This is a genomic window from Gilliamella sp. G0441 (assembly GCF_050589305.1).
GTDB lineage: Bacteria > Pseudomonadota > Gammaproteobacteria > Enterobacterales > Orbaceae > Gilliamella.
In genome coordinates this window covers 73,840-86,189 of sequence record NZ_JBNRJF010000010.1, presented here as the reverse complement: position 1 = coordinate 86,189, position 12,350 = coordinate 73,840, and the positions used below count along the sequence as shown (strand labels likewise).

Annotated in this window: 14 protein-coding genes; 6 read left to right on the top strand and 8 right to left on the bottom strand. The window is 35.5% G+C overall.

What is annotated here, in order from left to right; translation table 11 throughout:
• Window positions 1-549: contractile injection system protein, VgrG/Pvc8 family (locus ACKJXD_RS09365; RefSeq protein WP_430876136.1), on the bottom strand; the 549-nt coding region annotated here is incomplete at its 3' end.
• Window positions 550-1,230: 681 nt separating this feature from the next.
• Between ACKJXD_RS09365 and ACKJXD_RS09360 the strand changes: the two genes are divergently transcribed.
• From ACKJXD_RS09360 to rpmE, 5 genes are all read left to right on the top strand, one after another.
• Entirely contained in the window at window positions 1,231-1,692 is a 462-nt protein-coding gene (locus ACKJXD_RS09360; RefSeq protein WP_430876135.1) for a DUF721 domain-containing protein, read from the top strand.
• A gap of 61 nt (window positions 1,693-1,753) precedes the next feature.
• Window positions 1,754-2,158, top strand: a complete 405-nt coding sequence (locus ACKJXD_RS09355) for a YhcB family protein (RefSeq protein ID WP_220215738.1) — start codon at window positions 1,754-1,756, stop codon at window positions 2,156-2,158.
• 75 nt (window positions 2,159-2,233) lie between these two features.
• Window positions 2,234-3,607, top strand: a complete 1,374-nt coding sequence (locus tag ACKJXD_RS09350; protein WP_430876134.1) for a Do family serine endopeptidase — start codon at window positions 2,234-2,236, stop codon at window positions 3,605-3,607.
• Between the two features lie 121 nt (window positions 3,608-3,728).
• A complete protein-coding gene (gene degS / locus ACKJXD_RS09345) occupies window positions 3,729-4,781 on the top strand; it encodes an outer membrane-stress sensor serine endopeptidase DegS (RefSeq protein WP_294828295.1) in 1,053 nt (350 codons plus the stop codon).
• 143 nt (window positions 4,782-4,924) lie between these two features.
• Window positions 4,925-5,140, top strand: coding sequence for a 50S ribosomal protein L31 (gene rpmE, locus ACKJXD_RS09340; protein ID WP_065559662.1), 216 nt, complete (start codon window positions 4,925-4,927; stop codon window positions 5,138-5,140).
• Window positions 5,141-5,257: 117 nt separating this feature from the next.
• Here the strand turns inward: rpmE and metJ are convergent, their stop codons facing one another.
• Window positions 5,258-5,575, bottom strand: a complete 318-nt coding sequence (gene metJ, locus ACKJXD_RS09335; RefSeq protein ID WP_220215741.1) for a met regulon transcriptional regulator MetJ — start codon at window positions 5,573-5,575, stop codon at window positions 5,258-5,260.
• 174 nt (window positions 5,576-5,749) lie between these two features.
• Here metJ and metB point away from each other — a divergent pair, with 174 nt between their 5' ends.
• On the top strand, window positions 5,750-6,934 hold the full coding sequence (gene metB, locus ACKJXD_RS09330) for a cystathionine gamma-synthase (RefSeq protein ID WP_430876133.1): 1,185 nt from the start codon (window positions 5,750-5,752) through the stop codon (window positions 6,932-6,934).
• Between the two features lie 107 nt (window positions 6,935-7,041).
• On the opposite strand, the gene citX is transcribed toward metB, so the two are convergent.
• The 6 genes from citX to ACKJXD_RS09300 all read right to left on the bottom strand — a co-directional run bounded on the left by citX (window position 7,042) and on the right by ACKJXD_RS09300 (window position 12,272).
• A complete protein-coding gene (gene citX / locus ACKJXD_RS09325; RefSeq protein ID WP_430876132.1) occupies window positions 7,042-7,578 on the bottom strand; it encodes a citrate lyase holo-[acyl-carrier protein] synthase in 537 nt (178 codons plus the stop codon).
• A 70-nt stretch (window positions 7,579-7,648) separates the two neighbouring features.
• Entirely contained in the window at window positions 7,649-9,178 is a 1,530-nt protein-coding gene (citF, locus tag ACKJXD_RS09320) for a citrate lyase subunit alpha (RefSeq protein ID WP_220215744.1), read from the bottom strand.
• 12 nt (window positions 9,179-9,190) lie between these two features.
• Window positions 9,191-10,078 (bottom strand): citrate (pro-3S)-lyase subunit beta, encoded by an 888-nt coding sequence (citE, locus tag ACKJXD_RS09315; RefSeq protein WP_065559667.1) that lies wholly within the window; start codon window positions 10,076-10,078, stop codon window positions 9,191-9,193.
• On the bottom strand, window positions 10,075-10,365 hold the full coding sequence (citD, locus tag ACKJXD_RS09310; RefSeq protein WP_065559668.1) for a citrate lyase acyl carrier protein: 291 nt from the start codon (window positions 10,363-10,365) through the stop codon (window positions 10,075-10,077). Before citD ends, citE begins: the two co-directional genes overlap by 4 nt.
• Window positions 10,366-11,421: a [citrate (pro-3S)-lyase] ligase gene (citC, locus tag ACKJXD_RS09305; protein ID WP_065559669.1), complete on the bottom strand. Its 1,056-nt coding sequence runs from the start codon at window positions 11,419-11,421 to the stop codon at window positions 10,366-10,368.
• Between the two features lie 8 nt (window positions 11,422-11,429).
• Window positions 11,430-12,272, bottom strand: a complete 843-nt coding sequence (locus ACKJXD_RS09300) for a fumarylacetoacetate hydrolase family protein (RefSeq protein WP_430876131.1) — start codon at window positions 12,270-12,272, stop codon at window positions 11,430-11,432.
• Window positions 12,273-12,350: the final 78 nt, after the last annotated feature.

The following is a 12,350-nucleotide window of genomic DNA, read 5'->3' as shown; positions in this document are numbered from 1 at the left end:
CTCCCTCAACGGGTATTGCTCTTTCAGCTCCAGCCGATAATCGACGCCACTAAATTCATGGCTTCTGAGTACCTCTTCTATCACACTGACAACATTTTGATTTTGAAATATTGCATTATTTCGGTTGAGTCCCAGCCTCGCTAACCTTGGCGTTAACACAACCTGATAATGCGCTTCGTCTTTATTAACCGATAATTGACTGAAATGAGTGATAATGCCATAAATTTTTCGGGGTTCATTCTCCGGTAAAAACTCACCTAACTCACGTATCGCTATACTTAATGCATTGTTTGCTATCGGATTAAATGAAAATGATGCTGATTTGTTGAGAAAACTCTCAACAGATAATGATTTATCTATACTGGTAAATGTGATGGTATAATGCCAGAGCTGGCTTAACTGCTCCTGACCTTCCACTGAAAAAACCGAAATAGGCGAATCAAGTTCATCGACTGTCAAAGTATAACGATTGTGGCTTGTTATATCTGTTAACCCATTTATTAAACCTTCGCCAACTTGACTGAAATTTTTAGTCAACGTTTTCGCCATAAAATACTCCTTATGTTTCATTTTAATTGCATATCAAATAGTTGCTTTGTACTTATTTTTATAAGATTAAATTCAATTAATCAGACAGTTATATAAATTGTTTGAGTGTTAAAAAATTCGGTTTGCAATTGTGTTTTTGTTAATCAGTTAACAAAAATTTGTGGATAAAGAATAGGATATATCGTGTCAAAAATAGTCATAAATTAACACGATGCTATATTGAAAAAACAGAGCAATGGACCATTCCTTTATATTCATACCGATTCGGATATATTATTATTTTAATTGTATTTATTATTTTTTAATTAACTAATACCGATAACTTATTTTGATTATCTAAAATACGTCTTTTTTTGGGTTATTTCAATTTTTTATTTTTTAATTTTTTTATTGATTATTTAAATCAGATTAACTTTAATTAAAATTGGAAAAATTTATAAATAATTCACTTCGACATGGTCAATTCGTATTATCGTGTCAGTAATTAATCAATTAATCTAACGAAATAACTAACTATTATTACAATGTCAGAGATTAAATCTTTTAAAAAAAATTATTTAACTATCTGTAAATTATTTTTTTAATGAGACATTTCGCTAAAGATCAGTTACATTAGTTAACTAATGTATTTGTAATTTCAAAATAGAAAAATTAACTTGATATTAGAGCAGAGGTTAATCTATGCGTGATAATGAACCGCAGATATTAACGTCGATTTTGACGCAAAATTCTTCTTTATCACAGATAAAAGAAAGAATTTCTGCACTCAACAAATTATCTAGTGTAGTGCATGATTTACTTCCTTCTCCCTTGAAACCACAATGTAGAGTTTCTAACTATCGTCAAGGGATTCTTATTATTGAGGTGAGCTCTGCAAGTTGGCTGACCAGATTAAAATACGAACAGAGTAAATTAATATCAGGAATTCGAAAAAAATTATTACCGTCTTTATCCTCTATTCAGTATCGAATTAATCCCGATATTTGTTTAGCGGTATCACAAAGTATTAATTGTTCATCAAAAAATGCTACAATGACAAGTGTGCTAACAGCAACTAGTGCAAATTATTTGTATGCAATAGCAGAAAATGCACCAAATAAATTAAAAAAACAATTGATTAAACTTGCTAACCATGCAAAATGATTACCAATGATTTAATATAAGTTTTATCTAATCAGACTACGAAAAATACAAGGAGTGAAGTATGGAAAAAGACATAATCATCTATCTTTCGATTGGATTAGTTATGGGCTTTATTATTGGTGCTATTTTCATGAATGTCCTTAGTCCTAAAGCCCGTCGATTCGCAAGTGTTAAACGTGAATTAGAGCAAGCACAAGAAGAACTAAAAACGCAAAAACAAATGATTGCTAAACATTTTTCTCACAGTGCTGAAATATTAGATAACATGGCTAAAGAGTTTAGACGACTTTATCAACATATGGCTGAAAATTCTCAACAAATTATGGGAAACGAAAATATGCCAAATATGAATCTTGAAGTAAATAATAATTCAGATTCAAGCCATAAATTAATAGTCGAAAATCAACCTAAAGATTACTCTGACAATCCTTCTAATCTATTCAAAACGGATGAACATCGATCTTAATGTTATTTTTTCACAGAACTACGCAGGTAAATATTTCTGTTAATTTTAAAATTTTTAAATAGTGAGAGTTGTAAAATGAACAATTCATTAAAAAAACATAAAAAATTATTAAGTGTTGTTGCTTTAAGTATAAGCATGAGTTTATCATTATTTTCAAATGCTTATGCATCTTTTCCTTCAATTCCTGCTGGTAATTCTACCGAACAGCCAAGCTTAGCCCCTATGTTAGAAACAGTTCTACCATCGGTTGTGAGTATCAAAGTCGAAGGTGTTGCTCAAATGCAAAATAATATGCCAGAAGAATTTAGACGATTTTTTGGCTATCCTGACAGTCAATCAAGAGCATTCACCGGTCAAGGCTCAGGAGTAATAATTGACGCTGAAAAAGGCTATGTGGTAACCAATAATCACGTTATTGATAATGCAGATAAAATTACCATTACCCTCAATGATGGCCATGAGTTTAAAGCAAAATTAATTGGAAAAGATCCACAAAGCGATATTGCATTATTGAAAGTTGAAGACGCTAAAAAATTAACAGCAATAAAATTAGCCGATTCGGACAAACTTCGTGTAGGTGATTATGTTGTTGCGATTGGTAATCCATTCGGTATTGGTCAAACTGTAACCTCAGGTATTATTTCTGCACTCGCTCGTAGTGGTCTAAGTATGAATGGTTTTGAGAATTTTATTCAAACCGATGCCTCAATTAATCGAGGTAACTCAGGTGGTGCATTGGTTAACTTAAATGGTGAACTCGTCGGGATTAATACCGCTATCATCGCTCCTAGTGGTGGAAATGTTGGTATCGGTTTTGCCATTCCAAGTAACATGGTAAAAAGTTTAACGTCTCAACTGGTTGAGTATGGTGAAGTTAGGCGTGGAGTGCTTGGCATTAAAGGGAATGAACTTACATCAGATATTGCTAAAGCATTTGATTTAGATGTACAAAAAGGTGCATTTGTTAGTGAAGTTATTGACGACTCAGCCGCGAAAGAGGCAGGGATAAAATCAGGCGATGTCATTGTATCAATGGATGGTAAACCTGTTGATAGTTTTGCTGAATTACGTGCTAAAATAGCCACCTCTGGTGTAGGACGTATAGTACAGTTAGGTTTAATTCGAGATGGCAAAGAAATAAGCGTTAGTGTTAAACTAAAAAATAGTGATGAATCAAGTACCGAAGCAAAATCTTTACACTCCTCTCTTGATGGTGCAACACTGACAAATGGCGATGTAAAAGGTCAAAAAGGTGTAGTTATTGAAAGCATTGCTAAAAATTCGCCTGCTTCTCGATTGAGTCTACAAGAAGGCGATCTGATTACTGGCGTCAATAAAACCCGCGTTAACAATATTGCTGATCTTCGTAAGGTTATTGATAGTAAACCTTCTGCAATTGCACTTAACATTGTTCGTGGTGATAGCCGTTTATACTTAATCTTACGCTAAACCAAGTAAACTTTGTTTATTTCGTCGATACTTTATTTTGTATCGACGAAAATTATCAATATTTATAATTCTGTTGGATGTGTTAAAATTCCCTCATCACTTTTTTATCATTTGAAAAATTATGCTCAAAAAAATCTTATGGCCCATATTGATTGGAACTGTTTTAGCCATTGTTCTATTGATAATTTTTCCTACTTTACGCAATGGTACCCAATCAAATTTTTCAAGATCAATTTTTGATAATGAACCCATAAGTTATTCAGATGCAGTAAAAGCTGCCGCTCCTGCTGTTGTTAATATTTACAGCCGTTCAGTTAATGCGATGTCTCAACAATCAGCAAGCAATCCGATTACGCCTTTAGGTTCTGGTGTGATTATGAGCAATAAAGGCTATATCATTACAAATTATCATGTAGTAGATGGCGCAGAACAAATTATTGTAGCGTTGCAAGATGGTCGAATTTTTGAAGCTCTATCAGTAGGTTCAGATAAGTTAGTTGATATTGCTGTATTAAAAATTGAAGCAGTGAATATTCCAACTATTCGAATTAATTCTAAACGTGAACCTAAAATTGGTGATGTCGTTTTAGCCATTGGCAATCCATATAATATCGGACAAACCATTACGCAAGGGATTATCAGTGCAACAGGCCGGGATGGACTTAGCCCTTATCGGAGACAGAACTTCATTCAAACTGATGCATCAATTAATCATGGTAATTCTGGTGGAGCCTTAGTCAATACTAAAGGCGAGCTAGTTGGTATTAATACCTTAACCTTTGCTAAAAATTTAGGAAATGAAGTACCAGAAGGTATCGGTTTTGCCATTCCAACTGCATTAGCAGTGAAGATCATGAATAAACTTATTCAAGATGGTAAAATTATTCGTGGTTATATTGGTATTGATGGATTAGAGTTTACCCCAACCCGAAATCCAAGTGATATGCCGGTTGTAGTAGGTATTTTAGTTACTAATGCCGAAGGCCCCTCATTACAAGCAGGAATACAATCTAATGATATTTTAATTATGGTTGATAACAAGCCTGTCAAATCCATTATTCAAACTATGGATCAAATAGCCGAGTTGAAACCAGGCACAACTGTCCCCATAGTAGTATTGCGAAACGGTGAAAAGGTTGAATTGCAAGTAACTATTGGTCAGTTACCGGTTTAAACGGGTCTTTTATTGCTTGATTACCTATGCTTTAAGGCGTATAATTCGCAACCTTAATCATGTTTTTTAACACTCGTATGGTGTGTAGACTTTGCTTTTACAGCCGTTTATATAGCGATACGAACCAACTTTAGAGGTTTATTATGAAAGAAGGTATTCACCCAGAATATAAAGCAATTACAGCAACTTGTTCTTGCGGTAATGTTATCAAAACTCATTCAACTATTGGTCATGATATTCATCTTGACGTATGTGGTGAGTGTCACCCATTCTATACTGGTAAACAACGTGATGTTGCAACTGGTGGACGTGTAGATAAATTTAAACAACGTTTTTCAATGGTTGGCGGTAAAAAATAGTTTTTGTTGTAACGATTTTTTCGTTATCATCATAAAAAAGGCGCTTAATGCGCCTTTTTTATATGCTTTTTTCAGTGATGCAACACGATGATAACCAAATAAAGCTAATATACTTGCTTATTCATCAATAAGATCAGGATCTATACCTAAATCTCTCATCATTTTTTGAGCTTGCAGTGGAATACCATCTTCACGATCTTTTTGTAGATCTTCATCACATGGTAGAGGCTGACCTGTATAAGCATGCAAAAAAGCTTCACAAAGAAGTTCACTATTAGTTGCATGACGCAAATTATTCACTTGTCGACGAGTACGTTCATCAGTCAATATCTTTAAAACTTTTAACGGAATTGAGACAGTAATTTTTTTTACTTGCTCACTTTTTTTACCATGCTCTGCATAAGGGCTGATATAGTCGCCATTCCATTTCATCATTTTTCCACCAAATTACATCACAAATAATATAGGTAATTTTAACGTTTTTTTTGTTTTACTGCAATCTACACACCAAGATACTTAGACGTCTAGACATGTTGACGGCTTTATTAATTGTGTTATTCTTATACAACTGATATCTAAGAATAAATCAAGAGGTCTAGGAAGATTATTATGGCTAATCAATCTAACAATCAAAGCCGATGTGCTAATTTGAATCAAGGGACGATTGCTGTCCGGGGTGGCTTAAATACTGATGATCAATACGGTAGTGTCGTTCCAGTGATTACACCTTCAACATGTTACCGCTATGAAGAGTTTGCAAAACCCAGAGAATTTGATTATGGGCGAAAATCGAATCCTAGCCGACGATTAGTTGAACAAACCGTGGCAAAATTAGAAGGTGGAGCCGATGCCATATTAACGAATTGTGGAATGTCAGCTATCCATTTAGTTAGCGTTGCATTATTATCCCCTAATGATTTAGTGGTTGCGCCTCATGATTGCTATGGTGGCAGTTATCGGTTATTTAATAGCTTAAGCGAACGAGGTCATTTTAAAGCAAAATTTGTTGATCAGTCCGATCCTGTTGCATTGAAAGAAGCGTTAAATCTACGTCCTAAATTAGTCTTAATTGAATCACCAAGTAATCCCCTATTGCGTGTTGTCGATATTCAAGCGATCACTCGCCAAGCACATGAAGTTGGTGCAATTGTACTTGTAGATAATACTTTTATGACACCTATTCTACAAAAGCCATTAGAACTTGGAGCCGATATTGTCACCCATTCTTGTACCAAATTTTTAAATGGTCATTCCGATTTATTGGCTGGTATTTTAGTCTTCAAAGATCAAAAATTAGCAACAGATGTCTTATGGTGGGCAAATAATATTGGTACATTAACGTCATCATTTGATAGCTACTTATTATTACGTGGATTACGTACTTTAGCTGCTCGTGTCAAATTACAACAAGACAATGCTAAACAGGTGGTTGAGTTTTTAGTGAATCATCCTAAAATTGCTAAAGTTTTCCATCCATCTTTACCCTCTAATCTTGGTCACGATATCGCAAAAAAACAGCAAAAAGGGTTTGGTTCCCTCTTAAGTTTTGAATTGGTCGGTAATGCTGACGTTATGCCTAAATTTTTAAAAGCGCTGAATATATTTACGTTGGCACAATCATTAGGTGGAGTTGAAAGCTTAGTCTGTCACCCTGCAACGATGACCCATTCAGGAATTAGCGCCGAAGCACGTAAGACGGCTGGCATTTCCGATCAACTATTACGCATTTCAGTTGGATTAGAAGATATTGATGATTTAATCGGTGATTTAGAACAAGCATTAGCGGCTATTTAGCTTTAATTATACAATTAAATTATGGGTTGATGATTTCCGCTATTATAATCTTTTTCATCAATCCTTTTAAGATTTAATTAATTGATTTTGATAATGAATTTTAAATCTTATTTGCCGTAATGGATAATTTTATTTTGAATTGCGGTAAATATCTCATCAAGTGAGTGTCGTTTGGCTCGTCCGCAAATTTTTGCTACTTCATCACACACTAGACATTGCCTTGGACGTTGTTCAAATTGAGCTCGAGAAAGGCTCTGTTGGGTAGTGGGATCAATAACATCAATATCCCATAATCGTCCTAAAGGATGATTATCTTCAATATCAATACAAAATTGTTTTAACTTTTCTGTTTGGCAAGCTACCGAAATAATCGCTTCAAACCCTGTGATTTTATGATAATGCTGTTCATTCACGATAGTAATATTGTTTGTACTCAAACAGTGATGTAATGCTTGGATCGCTTGATTAAATAGATAATGTGCTCCACTACTATTTTTAATAGCCCCTGGAATAACCAAACAAAGTGAGATGATTGGTTGTTGATAGTGTGTGATTGAAAAAAGTTGATTGGCAACTCGTTTTTCTTTCGCAAGTAACATCTGTTCAAGCGTGATTGGCGTACCATCATCAAATTTTACTATCATTGTGGTTTTGTCTGCTATTTAGATAAAAGAAGGCAATAGCATGTCATCATGTCATGCTATTGCAAGTTAGTTAGTCTTTAACTTCGCGTACTACATCAATCACCGAACCATCTCGGTAATGAACAATACCAACAATTTTATCATTAAATTCAATTGGTTTTGGTTCACCAGTCAATGACACCGCACGTTGATAAAGCTCTTCAATGCTCATCACCGGCAAGTTTGCTGCTTTTAAACGTTCAGCGATTTCTGGACGATTAGGGTTAACAGCAATACCATGGTCAGTTACAAGCACATCAACGCTCTCACCTGGTGTTACAACAGTGGTCACTTTCTTAATCACAGTTGGAATACGGCTACGAATTAATGGCGCAACAATAATGGTTAAGTTTGCACCAGCAGCGGTATCACAGTGACCACCAGACGCACCTCGCATAACACCATCCGATCCCGTTAATACATTAACGTTATAATCAAGATCGATCTCTAATGCACTAAGGATAACAATATCTAACTCATCCACACTCGCCCCTTTCGATGCAGGGTTTGCATAGACATTGGTTGAAACTTCGATATGATCTCGGTTTTTACCTAAAGATTGTCCTGCGGTACCATCAAAACTTTGCGTATCAAGTAAACGTTTAACTAACCCTTTTTCATGTAAATCAACAATACTTGCTGTAATACCACCTAATGCAAATGAGGCAGTAATATTTTTAGCTCGCATACGATTTTCTAAGAATCGGGTGGCTGCCGTTGAAGACGCACCTGAACCGGTTTGAATCGAGAAGCCGTCTTTAAAATAGCCAGAATACTCGATGACATCCGCAGCATAGCGAGCAATCATTAGCTCACGTGGATTGCTGGTAATTCGCGCTGCACCGACACTGATTTTAGTCGGGTCACCAACTTCATCAACTTTAACAATGTAATCGACTTGATCCTGACGAATACTTGCCGGATGATTTGGATAACCAACGATATCTTCAGTCAACAAGACTACTTTTTTCGCAAATTGCGCATCAACCATCGCATAACCCAATGCACCACATTGAGATTTACCCGATACACCATTCGCATTACCTTGTTCATCAGCTGTTGAAACAGCTAAAAATGCGATATCAATGTTAATTTCACCACTTTGAATAAGTTTTACTCGTCCACCGTGTGAGTGAATATGAACAGGATTATCCATTAATCCATGTGAAATAGCATCAGCCAATTTACCTCGTAAACCAGAGGTATAAATTTTGGTAATTACACCTGCTTCAATATGTGGAATCAAGGCTGAGTTACAACTTAACAATGAGCTTGATGCTAACGTTAAGTTTTTAATACCAAGTCTGCTGATCGTTTCAACAACTTTGTTAATGACCTTATCACCTTCACGAAAAGCATGGTGGAAAGAGATCGTCATTCCATCACGTAATTCACATTTATGAATTGCTTGTTCGATAGAATCACATAATTTACGTGTGTATTTTGACTCATCTTTTAAATAAGGCGTTGTTGCATTAGCATCAACAAACGGTGCAATATTTTTTAGATCAGGATGCTGTTTTAGCAAATCATCAATTTTTTTGTCTATAGAAGTCGTCATTTTTTAATCCTATCAAATTTCTTTACGTACACCAGAATATTTGGCTAGCTCAATAATTTTTTGAGCACGTGCAATAATCGGTGCATCAATCATTTTGCCATTTAATGAAACCACACCAAGCCCTTTTCTTTCACCTTCTTCAGCAGCTTCAACCACTTTTTGTGCGTTTTCAACTTCTGCAGCTGTTGGCGCATAAGCATTATGTAGTAATTCAATTTGTCTTGGATTAATCAGTGATTTACCGTTATAACCTAATTTTTTGATTAAGCTAACTTCTTTCAAGAAGCCTTCATCATCATTAACGTTAGAATAAACCACGTCAAATGCATCAATACCCGCCACTCGCGCTGCATGTAAAACAGCACAACGTGCATAAAATAGTTCGGTACCGTCTCCACGCTCAGTTTGCATATCAACTAAATAATCGAACGCAGCTAACGCTATACCAATTAAACGTGGTGAAGATTTTGCGATTGAAACAGCATTTACTACACCTAACGCAGATTCAATAGCTGCCATTAATTTAGTACTACCAACCTCACGACCACACTCTTTTTCAATTCGTTCAACGTGAGCTTCAAGTTCATGGATATCTTCAGCACTATTTGTCATCGGTAGACGTACAACGTCAACACCTGCTCTCACAACAGCTTCAAGATCTTTTAATCCAAATGGAGTATTGAGCGCATTGATTCGAACAACAGTTTCAATTCCATGTTCTTTATAAACCGGAAGACGTAATGTTTGTGCAACCAATAAACGAGCAGAATCTTTTTCTTTTAATGATACTGCATCTTCAAGATCGAACATGATTGAATCAGGCTTATAGACAAACGAAGTGGATAACATCGCGGCATTCGCACCCGGCAGAAATAACATACTTCGACGCAATTTTTTCATAGTAATTTACTCCAATCTAAGTTCTCTTCTTCTGCGCCACGCAATACTGCACATTGTACTCGAGCTTTAATCGCACAATCTAAAGCGCCTTTATCATCAATAATAATTAAACCGTCAGTCACATTAAGACTTGTTAAGGTTTGCTCTACAACGGCGCGTATTTGATCGCCAAATTGCTTATTAACATCACTATTAATAACAATTTCAATTCCTGTATTAGGAGTGACTTTCACTAACAAATCGCTTGATTCGAGAGTGCCAGCCATGGCTTCTTTCTTGATTTTCATTTAGTTACCTTTTGAACGAATTAAATTTTTGACTGAATCTAAATTAGCCTCTAGATAGTTCCATGTTGTTTCTGGAACTAATCGTTTTACCTCTTCATATTGCTCATCAGCCAGTAATTTTCTAACCAACGAAGCGGATATGATATCTTCCCCTTCAAGAATGCGCTGAATTTCAACCAACGTCACAACCGGATAAGGACTAACGTCTTTATCCTGTAACCAATAACGCATTGAAGTATTATAAGCATTAGTTATTTGACTGTAGGGCTCGGTTCCAACAAAACGATAGGTAATATTCAGTGCTGGGGCAATATAATTGCGGAAAATTAATAAATCGATCCCCATGTAAGCGTAATCAATTTTATCATTATCTTTTAAAAAATAAGTAGGAAATGTTGCTCTCGATATAATATAGGCTGAACTTGCATGTACCGTGACATTTTTTAAGTGTTTCGATCCCTCTTTCACGAGCTGCAAACGCACATCAAATGGGAATAGTGAAACATTTTCATTTACGACAAAAACATGAAGCCAATCACATTGACTGGCAGCATATTGTAAAAGATGTTGGTGACCTTTTGTAAATGGATTAGCATTCATCACTACACTGCCAATCTTGTTCCCTTCCTTACGGTGTTCACTTAAATATTTACAGTATTGCTTAATTCCAACGGGGGTATTTTCCATTAATACGACAAGATTATTTACCTCGACGATAGGATAAAATCCACACCCTTTGAAAAAGTCGATATTTTCAGGTTTAGTATATAAAAAGAGATGAAAATGCCCCTGCTCATTAGCATATTTGATAACGTTATCCAACAAAGTCAAATTAAGCTGATTTCCACGATAATCGGGGTCAATCGCAACACATTTAATAATATTGTCATCAATGCCAGCACAAGCCACCATTTTACCGTCCATGTAAGCAACGATAAATATATGGACTTGAGGGTCTAAGTTTAGATCCGATAGCGTTAACAAACGAATAATTTGTTCTCGTTCAGTTAATGATTTAGAGATATCTACCACTGAAAAATCGACTAAACTATACATAATATCACCTATTTTTCTGCTACCACATAGTTAGTTAAACGACCAATTCCAGAGATTTCAACTTCAATTTTATCGCCATCTTTCATAAATACTGGAGGATTACGTTTTTTACCTACACCACCCGGTGAACCTGTCAGAATAACATCGCCAGGAGATAAACGGGTAAAAGTACTGATATAAGAAACAAGTTCAGGCACAGTATGGACTAAGTTTTTGACATAATCGTGTTGCATTTCCTGACCGTTTAAATAGGTCGTTAAAGATAATGCGGTAGGATCAGGAATCTCATCAGTCGTGGTTAAACATGGACCAAACGCACCTGTACTTGGCCAGTTTTTACCTGCCGTAAACCAAGTATATTGCCAATCGCGGATAGAACCGTCCATATAACAACTGTAACCCGCTACATGTGATAATGCATCTTCTTGCTTAATACGAAAACCACCTTTACCAATGATAATGGCAAGTTCACCTTCATAATCTAGTTCATTGGTAATAGTTGGTTTGAGAATATTTGTTTTATGCCCTGTTTGTGAATCAGGGAAACGAACAAATAATGTTGGTGCTGAACTGGTTTCATTAAACTCTGCTCTTTTTTCAGCATAATTCATGCCAACACATAAAATTTTATTTGGATTCGGTATAACCGGTAAATAAGTGATATCTTGCTCATTAATGTCACTTGGAGCATTAACATAGGTTTTCGCTAGCGACAAGCCTTCTTCATCAGCAAGTAATGATTTCAAATCAGCATATTTATCACCAAATTTTTGTTTTAAATCAACAATACCATGATTAGTGAGAAGACCAAAACTTGCTCTACCAGAGACAAGATAACTGACAAGCTTCATGAGTACTCCTTAAAAGCTGTTTGTATTAATTATTACTATAAAATAAAAACAAACAACCCTAGTCTAGGCTAAGGTTGT

What these genes read in the sequence shown, in the direction of transcription:
- ACKJXD_RS09360 (WP_430876135.1), top strand. Translation starts at nt 1,231, where the DNA reads ATGCGTGATAATGAACCGCAGATATTAACGTCGATTTTGACGCAAAAT.
- ACKJXD_RS09355 (WP_220215738.1), top strand. Translation starts at nt 1,754, where the DNA reads ATGGAAAAAGACATAATCATCTATCTTTCGATTGGATTAGTTATGGGC.
- ACKJXD_RS09350 (WP_430876134.1), top strand. Translation starts at nt 2,234, where the DNA reads ATGAACAATTCATTAAAAAAACATAAAAAATTATTAAGTGTTGTTGCT.
- degS (WP_294828295.1), top strand. Translation starts at nt 3,729, where the DNA reads ATGCTCAAAAAAATCTTATGGCCCATATTGATTGGAACTGTTTTAGCC.
- rpmE (WP_065559662.1), top strand. Translation starts at nt 4,925, where the DNA reads ATGAAAGAAGGTATTCACCCAGAATATAAAGCAATTACAGCAACTTGT.
- metJ (WP_220215741.1), bottom strand. Translation starts at nt 5,575, where the DNA reads ATGATGAAATGGAATGGCGACTATATCAGCCCTTATGCAGAGCATGGT.
- metB (WP_430876133.1), top strand. Translation starts at nt 5,750, where the DNA reads ATGGCTAATCAATCTAACAATCAAAGCCGATGTGCTAATTTGAATCAA.
- citX (WP_430876132.1), bottom strand. Translation starts at nt 7,578, where the DNA reads ATGATAGTAAAATTTGATGATGGTACGCCAATCACGCTTGAACAGATG.
- citF (WP_220215744.1), bottom strand. Translation starts at nt 9,178, where the DNA reads ATGACGACTTCTATAGACAAAAAAATTGATGATTTGCTAAAACAGCAT.
- citE (WP_065559667.1), bottom strand. Translation starts at nt 10,078, where the DNA reads ATGAAAAAATTGCGTCGAAGTATGTTATTTCTGCCGGGTGCGAATGCC.
- citD (WP_065559668.1), bottom strand. Translation starts at nt 10,365, where the DNA reads ATGAAAATCAAGAAAGAAGCCATGGCTGGCACTCTCGAATCAAGCGAT.
- citC (WP_065559669.1), bottom strand. Translation starts at nt 11,421, where the DNA reads ATGTATAGTTTAGTCGATTTTTCAGTGGTAGATATCTCTAAATCATTA.
- ACKJXD_RS09300 (WP_430876131.1), bottom strand. Translation starts at nt 12,272, where the DNA reads ATGAAGCTTGTCAGTTATCTTGTCTCTGGTAGAGCAAGTTTTGGTCTT.